Annotated in this window: 15 protein-coding genes; 8 read left to right on the top strand and 7 right to left on the bottom strand. The window is 39.1% G+C overall.

Annotated elements, in window-relative coordinates; all coding sequences use genetic code 11:
- Positions 1 to 24: 24 nt before the first annotated feature.
- The 3 genes from ACULEU_RS06885 to ACULEU_RS06875 form a co-directional block, all read right to left on the bottom strand.
- The gene (locus ACULEU_RS06885; protein ID WP_445454713.1) at positions 25 to 435 is read right to left on the bottom strand and encodes an OsmC family protein; all 411 of its coding nucleotides are present in this window, start codon (positions 433 to 435) and stop codon (positions 25 to 27) included.
- Positions 436 to 622: 187 nt separating this feature from the next.
- Positions 623 to 925: a GIY-YIG nuclease family protein gene (locus ACULEU_RS06880; protein ID WP_445454712.1), complete on the bottom strand. Its 303-nt coding sequence runs from the start codon at positions 923 to 925 to the stop codon at positions 623 to 625.
- A 91-nt stretch (positions 926 to 1,016) separates the two neighbouring features.
- Positions 1,017 to 1,568 (bottom strand): DUF1697 domain-containing protein, encoded by a 552-nt coding sequence (locus ACULEU_RS06875; RefSeq protein WP_445454711.1) that lies wholly within the window; start codon positions 1,566 to 1,568, stop codon positions 1,017 to 1,019.
- Between the two features lie 242 nt (positions 1,569 to 1,810).
- Here ACULEU_RS06875 and rlmD point away from each other — a divergent pair, with 242 nt between their 5' ends.
- The 3 genes from rlmD to ACULEU_RS06860 all read left to right on the top strand — a co-directional run bounded on the left by rlmD (position 1,811) and on the right by ACULEU_RS06860 (position 4,569).
- Positions 1,811 to 3,226, top strand: a complete 1,416-nt coding sequence (gene rlmD / locus ACULEU_RS06870) for a 23S rRNA (uracil(1939)-C(5))-methyltransferase RlmD (protein WP_445454710.1) — start codon at positions 1,811 to 1,813, stop codon at positions 3,224 to 3,226.
- Positions 3,227 to 3,317: 91 nt separating this feature from the next.
- Positions 3,318 to 3,848, top strand: a complete 531-nt coding sequence (locus ACULEU_RS06865) for a DUF6452 family protein (RefSeq protein WP_445454709.1) — start codon at positions 3,318 to 3,320, stop codon at positions 3,846 to 3,848.
- A complete protein-coding gene (locus ACULEU_RS06860) occupies positions 3,820 to 4,569 on the top strand; it encodes a DUF6048 family protein (RefSeq protein WP_445454708.1) in 750 nt (249 codons plus the stop codon). Before ACULEU_RS06865 ends, ACULEU_RS06860 begins: the two co-directional genes overlap by 29 nt.
- A gap of 52 nt (positions 4,570 to 4,621) precedes the next feature.
- Here the strand turns inward: ACULEU_RS06860 and ACULEU_RS06855 are convergent, their stop codons facing one another.
- Complete coding sequence (locus ACULEU_RS06855) at positions 4,622 to 4,855, bottom strand: hypothetical protein (protein ID WP_445454707.1); 234 nt, start codon at positions 4,853 to 4,855, stop codon at positions 4,622 to 4,624.
- Positions 4,856 to 4,877: 22 nt separating this feature from the next.
- A complete protein-coding gene (locus ACULEU_RS06850) occupies positions 4,878 to 5,474 on the bottom strand; it encodes a glutathione peroxidase (protein WP_445454706.1) in 597 nt (198 codons plus the stop codon).
- 394 nt (positions 5,475 to 5,868) lie between these two features.
- On the opposite strand from ACULEU_RS06850, the gene ACULEU_RS06845 reads away from it, so the two are divergent.
- Together ACULEU_RS06845 and ACULEU_RS06840 are read left to right on the top strand one after the other, a co-directional pair.
- On the top strand, positions 5,869 to 6,399 hold the full coding sequence (locus ACULEU_RS06845) for an RNA polymerase sigma factor (RefSeq protein ID WP_445454705.1): 531 nt from the start codon (positions 5,869 to 5,871) through the stop codon (positions 6,397 to 6,399).
- A complete protein-coding gene (locus tag ACULEU_RS06840) occupies positions 6,399 to 7,187 on the top strand; it encodes an anti-sigma factor (protein ID WP_445454704.1) in 789 nt (262 codons plus the stop codon). The genes ACULEU_RS06845 and ACULEU_RS06840 overlap by 1 nt, the downstream gene beginning before the upstream one ends.
- Positions 7,188 to 7,414: 227 nt before the next feature.
- Here the strand turns inward: ACULEU_RS06840 and ccsA are convergent, their stop codons facing one another.
- Entirely contained in the window at positions 7,415 to 10,561 is a 3,147-nt protein-coding gene (gene ccsA / locus ACULEU_RS06835; protein ID WP_445454703.1) for a cytochrome c biogenesis protein CcsA, read from the bottom strand.
- A gap of 145 nt (positions 10,562 to 10,706) precedes the next feature.
- Between ccsA and ACULEU_RS06830 the strand changes: the two genes are divergently transcribed.
- On the top strand, positions 10,707 to 11,084 hold the full coding sequence (locus ACULEU_RS06830; protein ID WP_445454702.1) for a ribosomal maturation YjgA family protein: 378 nt from the start codon (positions 10,707 to 10,709) through the stop codon (positions 11,082 to 11,084).
- A 317-nt stretch (positions 11,085 to 11,401) separates the two neighbouring features.
- Positions 11,402 to 12,430: a hypothetical protein gene (locus tag ACULEU_RS06825; RefSeq protein WP_445454701.1), complete on the top strand. Its 1,029-nt coding sequence runs from the start codon at positions 11,402 to 11,404 to the stop codon at positions 12,428 to 12,430.
- Between the two features lie 105 nt (positions 12,431 to 12,535).
- Here ACULEU_RS06825 and ACULEU_RS06820 read toward each other — a convergent pair whose 3' ends face one another.
- Positions 12,536 to 14,512: an alpha-ketoacid dehydrogenase subunit alpha/beta gene (locus tag ACULEU_RS06820; protein ID WP_445454700.1), complete on the bottom strand. Its 1,977-nt coding sequence runs from the start codon at positions 14,510 to 14,512 to the stop codon at positions 12,536 to 12,538.
- 815 nt (positions 14,513 to 15,327) lie between these two features.
- Here ACULEU_RS06820 and ACULEU_RS06815 point away from each other — a divergent pair.
- Positions 15,328 to 16,062 carry a hypothetical protein gene (locus tag ACULEU_RS06815; RefSeq protein ID WP_445454699.1) on the top strand — a complete coding sequence of 245 codons (735 nt, stop codon included), beginning with the start codon at positions 15,328 to 15,330 and terminating at the stop codon, positions 16,060 to 16,062.
- Positions 16,063 to 16,154: the final 92 nt, after the last annotated feature.

Raw genomic sequence — 16,154 nt, 5'->3', positions numbered from 1 at the left:
CTTGAATGTATTGCATACGGTCGTTTACACCAAAGTAGCCGACGATGTAATTTCAGTATTCAGCAATTTAGATATCGGACAGTTTTTCTCGGCTTTGGTTACCAATTCCTGAAAAGTTTCCTCTGTAATTCCCGGAATACTAGCCTCTACCGTTAAATGAGAACCTACGATAGCGCCGTTTTGGAAATCGATTACACATTTAGTCTGAATGTTTTCCGCTTCAAATCCGGCTTCCCCAATAAAAGCCGAAAGCTGCATGGTAAAGCAACCAGAATGTGCTGCGGCAACTAATTCTTCCGGATTGGTTCCAATACCATCTTCAAAACGGGAACCAAAAGAATATTGTGTGTTATTTAATACGGTACTTTGGGTAGTAAGCGTTCCTTTGCCTTCTTTGACAGAACCTTTCCAAACGGCTGTAGCATTTCTTTTCATGATTGTATGTTGTTTTAAAATTGAAATCCAAATTTAAGCATCAAATACAAGGTATATGTTATATAATTATCATTATTTCTAATGCAGAAATTAGTTTTGGCTTACAGCCCTTTTTTTGTCTTTCCCGCGAAGGCGGGAATCCATAATAAACATAATTACTTTTTTACCTCTAAGGAAAAGACAGTTATTAATCATACCAATCAGAAGAAAGATCATTCCAATCTTTGTTTTCCTCTTCAATCAGGTTTATTTTCCACTGTCGGTTCCATTTTTTCAATTGTTTTTCCCGTTTTATGGCATCATTTACGTATTGGAAAGTTTCAAAATAAACTAAAAGCCCAACATCATATTTAGAAGTAAAACCTTCATTGATTTTTTGTTTATGTTGTAGTACTCTGGCTTCCAAATCATTTGTTACACCAATATAAAGTGTGCCGTTCTTTTTACTGGCCAAAATGTAAACATAATATTGATGGATAGTTTTATACATCGTATTGGATTATGGATTCCCGCCTGCGCGGGAAAGACAGGTTTACTTAATAATGTTTATACCTGGCAGGCATTCAAGTCGCATGCTTTTGTCATTCCCGCGAAGGCAGGAACATCTCCAACAACTTATTCACAGTATTCCAATTGCGTGTGGTTGAAACTACATTCATACTTTTCTCGATCCATTTATTGTCAAGCCTGGTTTTGGCTGGAGAAACATCGTATTTGAGGTAAATTCGTTTACCGTCGAGCTGAATTTCATCGGGTTTGATAAAATTTAAGTTGAGCTGCGTAATCATATTTTCTGGCAATTCCGATGATATAAAAGAGACGTACAATTTCTTCAAATCCACGCCTTCATCATTCAGAAACTCATTACGATCCAAACACGCTTGCAAATCTTCTTTGCCAATCACAATAACCGGAACATCATGCCCAAATTCCTTAAAGATTTCCTGTTTGATCAGAAAACCAACTTTACTCGGACTTTCCTCTACCGTATCCACAAACACATTTCCGGATTGGATATACGTAACTACATTGGTAAAACCAATGCCTTCCAGGGCTTTTTTCAAAGCCACCATATTAATCATTTTGTGTCCCGAGACATTGATGCCGCGGAGAAGGGCTAAGTGGGTTGGCATAGGTGAATCATTTTTTCCAAATATAAGAATTTCCTAAAGCTACTATTAAAAAATAAGCTCAAAAGACAAAGGTGTTTTTTTCGGGTTTTGTTCGGTATTGTGCCGCTTATTTACGTGTTTTTACGAACTAAACGCGAACAACACCGAACAAAGGTTTAGCATGATGTTATTCACAACAAACCCAAGTCTATTTTCTATCATCTTTTATCTATTTTCTATTCTCTATTTTCTATTTTTGCGCCATGGGAAGAAAACAAACCAACAAAGTCATCTTTGAAAACGTAACCGTGCTCGATGCCGGTGCCAAAGGCGTATCGGTAGCTAAGGCTCCGGAAGGTCAGGTCATCTTTATACCCAACGTCGTTCCCGGCGATGTGGTAGATGTGCAAACCTTAAAAAAACGCAAGTCTTATTTTGAAGGCAAAGCCATCAAGTTCCACTCCTATTCTGAAAACAGAATCGAACCCGTGTGCCAACATTTTGGTGCCTGTGGCGGTTGCAAATGGCAGAATATGAAGTACGAACAACAGCTGTTTTATAAAAATCAGGAAGTCTATAATAACCTCAAACGCATCGGTAAGATTGAATTGCCCGACTTTGAACCCATTCTAGGTTCGGAAAAGCAATTCTTTTACAGAAATAAAATGGAATTCGGATTTTCGGATACGCGTTGGTTAAACGAAACCGAAATCAAATCGGAAGACCAATCGCTCAGTAAAAAACCGGCACTCGGATTTCATATTCCGAGAATGTGGGATAAGATTTTAGATATTGAAAAATGCCATCTGCAGGAAGATCCGTCTAATGCTATTCGTAACGAAATCAAACGCTTCGCCACCGAAAACGGTATGACGTTCTTCAATGCCCGAAACCATGAAGGTTTGTTGCGAACCCTGATGATTAGAACAGCATCGACGGGAGAACTTATGGTACTGATTCAGTTCTATCAGGAAGATAAAAAACAACGAGAATTACTATTAGACCATATCCACGCAACGTTTCCTCAAATAACGTCTCTACAATACGTCATCAATAGCAAAGCCAACGATACTTTATACGATCAGGACATTAGGCTTTATAAAGGACGTGATTACATTTTGGAAGCCATGGAAGGATTACAGTTCAGCATCAATGCCAAATCGTTTTATCAGACCAACTCCGACCAAGCCTACGAATTGTATAAAATCACCCGTGAGTTTGCTGGCTTAACCGGAAATGAAGTGGTGTACGATTTGTATACCGGAACAGGAACCATCGCGCAATTCGTTTCCAAACAAGCGAAAAAGGTTATTGGTGTGGAAGCCGTTCCCGAAGCCATTGCGGATGCTAAAGAAAACGCGAAACGTAACAGCATTACCAACTGTGAATTTTATGTAGGCGATATGAAAAACGTGTTCAACGACGACTTCATCGCCCAACACGGTCAGCCGGATGTCGTAATCACCGATCCTCCTCGTGACGGAATGCATAAAGATGTAGTAGAACAGTTGCTTAAAATTGGTGCTGCAAAGATTGTGTACGTAAGCTGCAACTCGGCCACACAAGCTAGAGATTTAGCTTTAATGGACGAACAGTATAAAGTTACCCGAGTACGACCTGTAGATATGTTTCCGCAAACGCATCATGTCGAAAATGTCGTACTTTTGGAGAAAAGATAGTAAACAGTCGCAGTTTTAAGTCGCAGGCACAGTAGAAAATATCTGAAAACTGAGACTGAGAACCGAGACTGAAAACTCAACTAAAATAAATATGAAAAAGATACTATTGCTGTTTGTACTAATCATATCCTTCTCCGCCTGTGAGAAAGACGACATCTGTACTGATGAGACTACGCCAAGATTGATCGTGGAATTCTACGATATTTCGAATAATGCTACGATCAAAAATGTGCTAAACTTAAAAGTAAAAGAATTTGGAACCAATGACTTTATGGTTTTTGACCCGACACTAGAAGAAGATGATGAGGATAGGTATCTCTTTAATGGCAGTAAGCTGGAACTACCTTTGAAGTTAGCAGCCACTAGCACAAAATACAGTTTGATTCTCAATAGCACCGGAATAACGCCCAATGAAGATGTATTGGAGTTTGTGTATACACCCGAAAATGTCTACGTTTCCAGAGCTTGTGGCTACAAGACTATCTTTGAACTAAATCCGGCTCCCAACGGCGTTATCAAATCTGATGTCACCACACCTGTGAATTTTTGGATACAAGACTTCAATATTTTAACTACAACCATTAACACCGAAAATGAAACACATATCAAAGTTTACTTTTAGTATTTGCCTGGTAGTGCTTTCATTAACGAGCAGTGCCCAACAGCAAACTGAAACCAAAAAAGATTCCGTTCCTGTAAAAAAAGAACGTTATGGATTACGTGTGGGTGTGGATTTGTTCAAACTGACGCGTTCCTTTTATGAAAAGGATTACCGCGGACTAGAATTAGTCGGTGATTATCGCGTAACGCGAAGACATTATCTAGCGGCTGAAATTGGAAATGAAGACAAAACAGTAGACGATGACCAACTCAACTTTACTACCAAAGGTACGTATCTGAAAGTAGGTTTTGATTATAACAGCTATCAGAACTGGCTCGATATGGAAAACATCATCTCTGTCGGTTTGCGCTACGGCGTGAGTAGTTTTAGCCAAACGTTGAACAGTTACCAAATCTATAATCCAAATCCGTATTTTGGAGAAGAACCTACCATTATATCAGGAGAAGAATTCAAAGGATTATCAGCACAATGGGTTGAAGTAGTGGCCGGAATGAAAGCCGAAGTATTCAACAATATCTTCGTTGGTTTTAGCGTAAGATTGAACCGATTAATTTCGCAAAAACAACCCAACAACTTCGAAAACTTATACATTCCCGGATTTAACAGAACGTATAACGGAGATTTTGGCATCGGATTCAACTACACCGTTTCTTATTTCATTCCGTTGTATAAGGCTACGGTAAAAGCCAAAGAAAAAGCGGATAAGAAGAAGAAAAAATAACGAAGGGCAGCCTTTTAAATATTTTAAATTCCTAATTCTCAAATCCCAACTCCTACTTTACCTCTTTGACGCCTTTGCTGAAAATCCATTTTACAAACAGCTTTTCGCCTTCTTGGGTTTTGACTGCTTGATATTTAGGCGCCAATAAAGTAGCCACGACAAAAGCCGTTATCGGAATAAAATAGCCTGTCAGTCCAGTATACTTTTGAATTAAATAATAAAAAGGAAGAAAGAAAGCTGCAAAGCTGATAAAATTATAGACAAAGGCTTTGGTTTGTTTCGACATAAAATAAGGCTTAAAATTAGTATTACTTCTGATTAATCCAACTTACGATAGCGGCATCTGTTGGTAAAACTCTTGGAGATAGTACTTTTTCCAAATGTCCTTGTTCGTTGATTAAATATTTTTGGAAATTCCATTCTACGTCACTATCCTGCAAACCGTTTTTACTTTTTTGAGTTAAAAACTGATACAATGGGTGCATGTCCTTTCCTTTTACAGATATTTTTTCCATCATAGGGAAGGTAACACCGTAATTCATTTCACAAAACTTAGCAATTTCAGCATTGCTTCCTGGTTCCTGTGAACCAAAGTTATTAGCAGGAAAACCTACTATCACAAAATTAAGGTCTTTGTATTTTTTATAAATCGCTTCTAAATCTTTGTATTGTGGCGTCAATCCACATTCAGAAGCCGTGTTTACGATGAGTATCTTCTTTCCTTTGAGTGTGGCAAAGTCGAATACCTTTCCGTATAAATCAGTTACTTTAAATTGATAAATAGTCTGCGCTGTTACAGGCGTTTGTGTTTCCATAGTGGGTGTATTGTTTTGTGCGTGATTTTGTGCTTGGTTTTGGCAACTAAATAATAGTAAGGCTACTGCTAAAGAGGCTATCTTTTTCATGTTATAATTTTTTATAAAAATACTCATTATTTCAGAAGAAAGTGTTAGACAATTCGTAAAGTTTAGACTAAAAAAAGAGTCCAACTAAATGTTGGACTCCTAACAAAACCAAATAGAAACTCCGTTTCTATCAAAACCCAGAAAGAAATTTTTCATAGCAATCTTCCCTACTCTATATACGCTAACAAGTCAAAATTGGTTTTCCCTACCATTTCTTAGTATCAAAACAATATTTTTTTTACTTAAAATAAACTAAATTTTTAGCACTTTGACTTTTCCAAAGTCAAGTACGAAAAAAAGAGCTTCTTGGTTTTAAAACATGGTGTTTTACCTTAAAATAATTAGATTCTTTCGAAGAAGTTTCTTTATTTTTACGATAAATAAACATTTAGGTATGACACAAGAAGAATTATTACCCTTGCTTCTGAGGAAGGAAGAAAGGGCATTTACCCTACTCTATGATATGTATTCAAAGAGTTTGTTCAGCATTATTACCAATTTGATTAGCGATCGCGAAGAAGCCGAAGATGTGCTTCAGGAAGTGTTTGTGAAAATATGGAAAAACATCGACTCGTACAATCAGAGCAAAGGAAGACTGTATACCTGGATGCTTAACATCGCACGGAATACCACCATTGACAAGTTGCGTTCTAAAGGATTTAACAACAGTCAAAAAAACCTATCCTCTGATAATTTCGTACATCTGTTGGATGACAGTAACAAGTTAACGAACAAAATCGATAGTATCGGATTAAAGGAGTTTATCAATAAACTCAAGCCAAAATGTATTCAGTTAATCGACTTATTGTTCTTCAAGGGATTCACGCAACAGGAAGCATCGGAGGAATTAGAAATTCCGTTAGGAACTGTTAAGACCCAAAATCGCATGTGTATGAACGACCTACGAAATTATTTAAAAGTGTAATGGAAACTAAAGAATATATAGAATCAGGAATATTGGAACTCTATGTTTACGGTTTGTTAAGTGAATCCGAAAACGATCAGGTAACGGCTATGTCCAATAAAAATCCGGAAATCAAAGCGGAAATCATCTCCATCGAAAAGGCAGTTATTAACCTTTCCAGCAGTTTTTCTCCTTTTATCTCCCATAGTCAGTTCGAGAAAATCAAAGCGAAACTCGAGTTAAAACACGGAAAAGTAATCAGCATGAAATCCGAAAGCTCATGGACTTCGTATATGGGATGGGCGGCGTCACTAGCACTCTTAATCGGAATAGGATATCAGTATTCAAAACTGAATGAAACTACCAATCAGGTGGTGACTATTGAGAAAGAGAAATCTAAATTACAGGAATCTGTAATCGATTTAGAAGCTAAAAACAAGGAAACCGAATTGGTTTTAAATGTAGTACGTGACGAAACTAACACGGTGGTAAACCTTGGTGGACAAGCGGTTGCTCCAACAGCAAAAGCTAAAATCTATTGGAACAAACAAACGCAAGTGGTGTATGTAGATGCCAGCGGATTACCAGAACCACCGGAAGGAAAAGAATACCAAATATGGTCTTTAAAGTTGTTGCCACAATTAACACCAACCAGCATTGGTACACTGGCTAACTTCAAAGACAACAACAGCAAGATATTTGCCGTTGAAAAAACGGGTGATGCCGAAGCCTTTGGAATCACCTTGGAACCAGCTGGCGGTAGTCCAACACCAACTATGGAACAATTATATACTTTGGGGAAAGTTTAAAAACCTATGTCAAATAAACAATAGTCAAAAAAGTCCCGATTTCTCGGGACTTTTTTTATGGTAGTAAAGTGGCCGGTTGCTTCTCGATACTTTTCAAAATTGTAAATTTTGAAAAACTCGAAGTGACGAAAATACCACTTGTCTGTTTCGAATGTCTTGTGAACATAAAATATAAACTATTGCGCCCGTCACTTCGAATTATCGCCTTGGCGATGGTATCGAGAACTTTACTTCTTATAATATTTACGATATTTTGGATACGCTAAAGCGCCTATTATCGACATTCCGGTTAACGTCATCCAAATCCAACTTAGTGATTTGGCTTCACCACTCGCATACGAATGTAAGCCTACTAAATGGAAGTTTACGCCGTAATACGTGAACAAAATCGATACAAAAGCATACATCGCCATTAGGTTAAAAAGCCATTTATTGCGCAGGGCCGGCACAAAACGAGCGTGAATCACAAAGGCATAGACCATAATACTAATCAGTGCCCAAGTCTCTTTAGGATCCCAACCCCAATAACGTCCCCAACTTTCATTAGCCCACTGACCTCCTAAAAAGTTTCCGATAGTCAGCATGACCAAACCAATAGTTAAGGCCATTTCGTTGATGATGGTTATTTCTTTAATGTTTAACTCCATTTTAGCTTTGTTCTTTTCGGTCGTAAATAGCATTAAAATCAAGGAGACACCCCCTAAAATCATTCCCAAGGCAAAAGGACCATAACTGGCCACAATTACGGCAACGTGAATCATTAACCAATAGGAATTCAATACCGGCTGTAAATTAGCAATTTCAGGATCTATCCAATTGGCATACGCTGCTGCTAAAATCATAGCGGTAACAAAGGCAGAAGACGCTACGGTTAGCTTTGATTTTCTGTCAAAGGCCAATCCAAAGAACATAGTCGCCCATGCCACATAAACAATAGCTTCATAGGCATTACTCCAAGGTGCATGACCCGAAATATACCAACGTGCTATTAGGCCGAGTGTATGGGTTGCAAACAACAATCCGATACCAATATGAAAGACATTAACGGTAATCGTAAGCCATTTTCTTTCTTTAAAAATCTGTAGAATAATAAAGAAGAACATTAGCGCTGCAAGGGTTATATAGCAATACGGCAGCTTTTGGAACACATCGTATTTGTTATACAATATCTCATAATCAATCTTTTTATCGGTAGGACGAACAGCAGCTCCAAATTTCTTCTGGTAATTTTCCATGCCCACCAAATACGTATTGGCCATCGTGTAATCCTTATCCTGAGTGGCTTTCATCACCGAATTCAAATAAGCTGGTAATGCCAGTTTGATGGTGTCTAACGCCGTTCCGGTGTTGTGATTCATTTCCAAGAAAGAAAGCCATTTGTTGTTCTTGTCGTTCGGAATCGGGAAAATACGCAATATTTTACCGCTTAAAGCCGAGTTCAATAAGTTGACTTTCTTATCTGTTTCGACAAAATCTTTTTCGAAGTTATTCGGATTAGCGGCTTTGTAGGCTTCGTCCAAGTAAGGTGATAATTTGTAATTGCCTTTAGCATCAAAACACGAACGGAACGTAGCGTATTTAGCATCGGAAGCAATGCCTAATATCTTACGGATACTATCGTTGCCGCTCTTGATGTAGATCAGAGGCGTTTCAAACCATACGGTCGGGAATTGCGTCATCGAAATAAATACCTGATCCGAATTCATTCCCTTATACGTATTGCTATGACTTACTTTTCGTAACAATTCGGAGGAAAACGTATTGATAGGCTTCATCCGTCCACCTTCATCCTGAATCACCAAACGGCCAAACTGGGAAGCGTGTCGTTCCGAAACTTTGTATTTGTTTAAAATAGAATCAATTTGCTTTTGATTAGGCAAGGCACTTGCAGGAGCCGCAGTAGTCGCATGACCGTGATCTTGTGCAAAACCGTTCAACGAAAACAGTAGGATAACGATTGTTATTAGTTTTTCTTTTTTCTTTTTGACAATATCCAATCTTCGTTTTAAATCGGTGAAACGGGAACCTTTTACGAACAATATGGCCATCATACAGAAGAACAGTATAAAGTAACCGATATAGGTTATTGTGGTGCCCCAATAATCGTGATTCACCGAAAGCACCGTTCCTTTTTCATCCGGGTCAAAAGACGCTTGGAAGAAACGGAACCCTTTGTAGTCCAGAATATGATTCATATAAATACGTTCGTTGCTGTTTTTGCCACCATCCTGAACGGTTACTTTACTCTCGTAAGAGGAGTAGCTTTTTTCTGTTCCGGGATATTTATTGGCAATAAAATCATTCAGTTTTAAGCTAAACGGCAGGGTGTAGACTTTACTTCCGAAGCTTAGCGTAAATTCGAGTTTCCCAATTTTTATAATCTTAGGTTCGCCTTGTCGGCCTTTAGAACCCACAAGGGTAATCTCTTCCTGTTTGCCTTGCGTTTTAATTAGCAACGTAATGGCATCTTCGCCTTTTTTGGCTTTGAAATCACCACTCGATTTATAGGCTTTAAAGCCTTTAATAGGTTGGTCCGGAATAACGAATTGCGCACTTCCTAAGTTGTAAAGCGAACGATACATCAACGGCTGTGCTACATTTTGAGTCACTGTTCCTTGCATCTTATCCGCCATTCGCATGAACTGTCCATCAAAAGGAGACGTTATGGTGTTGTTTTTAGTATCAATATTAATAGCGCCTTGCGTCGGTTTATTGACGGCAAATAAGATGTTATGAATATTTTGAATCTCGCCTTCTTTCAGCATGTGCTCGTGACGTTCGCCGCCACCCGATTCTACTAACTTCAGATATATGGAACCTTTGGGGTCTTCTTTGATGCTTTCTTTGGCATCGAGCGCAAAGTCTTTGTATTCAATTTCGAAAGGTATGGTATCAAACTTTTCATCGATATTAAAATAATTGTTGGCCACCGGCGATAACAACAAAGGCTTTTCAAAAGTCCTACGCATCATTTTTCCTTCGTAAATACCATCCACAAAAACAGTCAGGTAAATTTTATCCGAATAAAATTGACTGGACGCTTCCCCTTCCCGAATCGGCATCATGCCTTCATAACTGATGTAACGCGTAACAAAGGCACCGCCGATGATAAAGATCCAGGACAAATGCAGTAGCAGTGTTAACCATTTTTCTTTTTTATACAACCGATATCTTTTGATGTTTCCGAGGAAATTAATCATAAAAAAGCCCATAATAGCTTCAAACCACCAAGCGTTGTAAACCCAGATACGTGCGGTGTCGGTATTGTATTTACTTTCTATGAAGGTTCCTGCTGCCATGGCTACTGCAAAACCTAAAAACAAAAGAGCCATTAAACGCGTTGAGAATAAAATCGAGTATAATTTCTTTTCCATACAATTGGAATAATATTTTTTAAAAAGTGGTACAAAAATAACGTAAATAAATAGATTTCAACGGCATTTCTTTTCGGATTTAATAGTTTTTTGTGATGTGTTTATAGTAGAATTTTTCATAATATTGACCTGTAAGAAATCCACGATGCTAAAATTCCATAAAACCTATTTCGGACTAACGATGCTACTCTTTGTAATCGAAGTGCTGATTGCCCTTTTTGTGAACGATCGCATTATCCGACCTTATATCGGCGATGTGTTGGTGGTTATGCTAATCTATTGCTTTGTAAAGACTTTTTTGAATACGAAAGTCTTCCCTACTGCGATTGGTGTACTGCTATTTGCTATCGGCATTGAAACCCTACAGTATTTCAATATTGTTGAAAAATTAGGACTTCAAGACAACCGACTAGCACGAACCGTCATTGGCGCTTCGTTTGAATGGATGGATATTCTTTGCTATGTCGTTGGAATCCTGATGGTGCTCGTAGTAGAAAAAAGCGCAAAAGGCAGTAGGCTTTAGGCTTTAGGCTTTAGGCTTTAGGCAATAGATAATAGATAATAGATAATAGATAATAGATAATAGATAATAGATAATAGATAATAGATAATAGATAATAGATAATAGATAATAGATAATAGATAATAGATAATAGATAATAGATAATAGATAATAGATAATAGATAATAGATAATAGATGATAGATAATAGATAATAGATAATAGATAATAGATAATAGATAACAGATAATAGATAACAGATAATAGACATAATTCATAACTCATAAATCATAAATCAAAACTCATAAATCATAACTCATAATTCATAATTCATAAATCATGTCATCCAACCAAAAACTCCATAAGCAACTCGAATTAACCAACGAACAAACATCCCCTCTTTTTCGGATTATGTGTATTCAGAACCGAGATGAGCCGCACCGCAGGCATTTTGAAAACAATATCTGTGCGTTTCATATTGGCAACGGCTACATCCTTTCGGTGGCGCATAACCTTAAGACGGAAGCGACTATTTTTAAATCGATTGACAATGGCAGGTACTTGACCGATATTTTTCCATTTATGAACAGCGAGCAGGCCCAACTTTTTGAAAGCTGTTATCCTTTGGAACTTGGAAATCAAAGACGCTATGCCAACATTACGAATCCGAATGATTTTCAGAACATCATCAATCTATTGCGCCAAATTAATTACGATACCCGCTGGATTACGATGATGGAGCGTAACCTCTGCCGACCGCATTTGGTCGTTCAGTTTAAAGACAATAAGTTTTATAATAATCCGGAACTGACGCAACATTTTAACCCGAATACCTATTTTGCTGAGCCCGGCATACAACGGCATACTTTTTTGATTGAAGTGCAATTGGTAGAAGCCTTTTATCATGAAGATATTGCTTTATATAAAATCATCAATACGCCTCAAGAAGTGATTGATGCGATGCCAAGCCTTGAAGTCGATTATACGCTTTTAGACGACCATCAGGAAAATTATTATTGTTTGCAGAGTTCGCCTACGAGTGAAATCGGGAAACTACTCAACAAAGCACAGATTGACGGCTTTACAGAACACTTTGCTATTTTTCAAGAACGCTTTGGCGGGAATTACAATCTGGAAGGCTTGCGGTATTTAATTAAGGGCTATTTCCGATTTGGTTCCTCCGGTGCGCCTTATGTAGTATATGATGAAAAAACGAATTCTTTTAAAGTAAATGCGGTGCAAAGCGAAGCCTGCCCGATACAATTATCTATCAACAACCAACGTGATGGGAATTTTCAGTATGTGAACGCCATCGCCACACCGCTGCAAGTGATTCAGGAACGATTGGAACAGCACTTGAAAGGCTAACATGAAAATAGTATTTTGTCATTCCGACGAAGGAGGAATCGCATCCCTTTAATAATTATGAGATTCCTCCTTCGTCGGAATGACAAGTATAAAAAGATAACGTCTTTAATAAGCCAATAACTCCAACAACGTCTTTTCAAATCGCTCTTTAGGCAAATACTGATCTTCTAAAGCTTTTACGAAAGGAATAGCGCTTTCTAAACTCCCTACTCTTCTGACTGGTGCATCTAAATGTTCAAAACACTGTTCCATAATCATCGCTGAAATATCGCTGGCTACGCCACCAAACAGGGTATCTTCTTGTAGAATGATTACTTTATTGGTTTTCTTCACCGAGGCCAAAATCGTCTCGATATCTAAAGGTTGTAACGTTCTCAAATCAATCAAATCGGCACTGATATCGGTATGTTTGCTTAAGGTATCTAAGGCCCAATGTACGCCGGCGCCAAAGGAAATAATAGTCACCTGAGTGCCTTCTTTTAGTAAGGCTGCTTTTCCGAACGGAATAGTGTAATAATCAGAAGGTACATCCTGATATACCGAACGGTACAGTTGTTTGTGCTCAAAGAACATCACCGGATTCGGATCGTTTATCGCTGTATTCAGCAATCCTTTCACATCATACGGAAAGGCAGGATAGACTACTTTGAGTCCTGGAGTCTTCGTAAACCAAGCTTCGTTGGTTTGCGAGTGAAACGGTCCGGCTTGGGTACCACCACCGCAAGGCATACGCACTACGACATCGGCTTTTTCATTCCAACGGTAGTGTTGTTTGGCTAATAAATTCACAATCGGATTAAAACCAGTCGACACGAAATCGGCGAACTGCATTTCTACCACCGCTTTGTGCCCGTTGATGGACAATCCCATTCCGGCCGACACTACAGCGCTTTCGCAGATAGGCGTATTGCGCACTCGGTCTTTGCCAAACTGCGCTACAAAACCATCGGTAATTTTAAAAGCACCACCATATTCGGCAATGTCCTGACCCATAATCACGAGGTTGTCATGGCGTTCCATCGACTGGCGTAAGGCGTTCGAAATAGCATCGACTACTCGAATATTCTCTACTGTATCAGAAGGAGTAACTTCTTCAAAATCATACGGTTTGTATACGTCACCTAATTCTTCTTCTAAACTAGCCACTACTTCCGGTTCGGCTTGGGTAATTGCCCAATGTTCATCTATTTCTTTCTTTATGGCTTTCGTAATCTTGGCATCTTCCTCTTCCGAAAGCACACTGATTTCCGTAAGCCATGCTTTATAATTCGCTATCGGATCTTTAATCGCCCACATATCCATGAGTTCCTGCGGTACGTATTTGGTACCACTCGCCTCTTCGTGTCCACGCATTCTGAAGGTTTTAAACTCCAACAACACCGGTCTCGGGTTTTCGGCTAACGAGGCTTTTAATTCTGCTATTTTGAGGAACACTTCTAAGATATTGTTCCCATCAATGATGTGGCTTTCCATGCCGTACCCTATGCCCTTATCGGCTAAGTTTTCGCAACGGTATTGTTCGTTGGTTGGCGTGGATAAACCGTATCCGTTATTTTCGATGACAAAAAGTACAGGTAAATCCCAAACCGAAGCAATATTAAGGGCTTCGTGAAAGTCCCCTTCCGAGGTCGCCCCTTCTCCAGTAAATACTGCCGTTACTTTGCCGTTCTTTTTTAATTTGTTCGCTAAAGCGATGCCGTCAGCTACACCTAATTGCGGCCCCAAATGCGAGATCATTCCGATGATGTGAAACTCTTGAGTACCGAAGTGAAAACTACGGTCTCTTCCTTTGGTAAATCCGGTTTTCTTGCCCTGCCATTGCGAAAACAAGCGGTGCAGCGGAATGTCACGACCGGTAAAAACGCCGAGATTTCTGTGCATCGGTAAGATGTATTCGTCTTGGTCTAAAGCGGCAGTAATCCCTACCGAAATCGCTTCCTGACCTATGCCCGAAAACCATTTGGACACTTTCCCCTGACGGAGCAGGATAAGCATTTTTTCTTCTATAAGTCGGGGTTTGAGTAACCTTTTATATAAATCCAATAACTGGATGTTGGACAAGTCTTTTCTATCGAAATTCATGAGTTTGTTTTTATGCTCCGCAAAAATATAAAAATAGGTTGGCAAGTTTGGATTTTATTTTAAGGAATATGGTAATCCTTACTTCCGATATTTTTTCTATCCACTATGTCGTCACTTCGAGTGATCTCGTCATTTATGACGAGATTGTATCGAGAAGCTGTTTTATCTAAAAAGGTTCTCGATACATTCCGATTACATCGGAACACTCGAACTGACGGTAAAGGGAAGTATCGTTTTCATATTTAGGAAAATAGTAATCGTCACTTCGTCTCTTCGAGTGATCTCGTCATTTATGATGAGATTGTATCGAGAAGCTGTTTTATCTACAAAGGTTCTCGATACATTCCGATTACATCGGAACACTCGAACTGACGGTAAAGGGAAGTATCGTTTTCATATTTAGGAAAATAGTAATCGTCACTTCGTCTCTTCGAGTGATCTCGTCATTTATGATGAGATTTTATCGAGAAGCTGTTTTATCTACAAAGGTTCTCGATACATTCCGATTACATCGGAACACTCGAACTGACGGTAAAGGGAAGTATCGTTTTTATATTTAGGAAAATCGTAATCGTCATTGCGTCTCTTCGAGTGATCTCGTCATTTATGACGAGATTGTATCGAGAAGCCGTTATTGTTAGCATGAGTCCATAATGAGTCCATGATGAGTCCATGATGAGTCCATAATGACTCCATAAAAAACACTAATTATTATGGACTCATTATACTGTCATTATACTACCACTTTGGAAACAACTAGAACGGCATCGGCATGCTTTTTGAGAATATCTTGCTGAAATTCAAAACTATAGATCATGGCAACTTTAGAAAACAAACGAGCGTTTAGTGGTATGGTAGGTAACGTAGTGTTTCGAAACTACCGCGGCAAACGCATTGTACAAAGCCGACCCGCCCAAGTAAAACAGACAAAAGCGACCCAAAAAAGCGCTACCGAATTCGGAAGTTGTAGCCGTTGGGCGAAACAACTACGGTTGGAACTGACTCCTTTTTTGGTGGGACAAGCGGACAGTGCCATGTACCAGCGGTTTACTACAGCTATTTACAACGCGGTAAAAAGCAACACAGCCCTGCCTCAGGGAGTTCGTTCTCCACTGAATTCGGATATGGCACTTTTGCAGGGATTTGAGTTCAATACCCACTCGCCTTTTGCGACCTATTTTAAACCCACAATCAATGCTCAACTTACCGCCAACAACGAAGTGGTACTAACTGTCCCTGACATTGACCCTGCTACCGACGTGGTATTCCCAGACGGTTGCACTACAGCCAAACTGGTGGTAGTGGTTTATGCGACTAACTTTAGCGACACCACTACACCCCTTATGTTTCACACCCTGCTACCGATAGCCAAAAACACTACCCTGCCCGCCCAAATGGTGTTACAAACCCCGCCGATACCGGAAAGTTATTTGGTACTAGCTGCCGCCAAGTTGCTTTACTACACCCCCAACCTGCTTACAGAAAGTACTACCTTAAACTCTAAGGACTTTAGCCCGGCGATGGTACTGCTAGCGGAGGCGGTTTTGTAGTAAAATAGTAATAAAAAGAAGGGTTTGTGTAGGAATTTTTGTTAGCTTTGTTAATGCTAACGTAAATGGATAGGGTTTCGGATTGGTATGGG

The organism is Flavobacterium sp. 25HG05S-40 (assembly GCF_052654735.1).
Note: the sequence above shows the minus strand (reverse complement) of the source record. Positions and strands in the feature narration are given on the sequence as shown.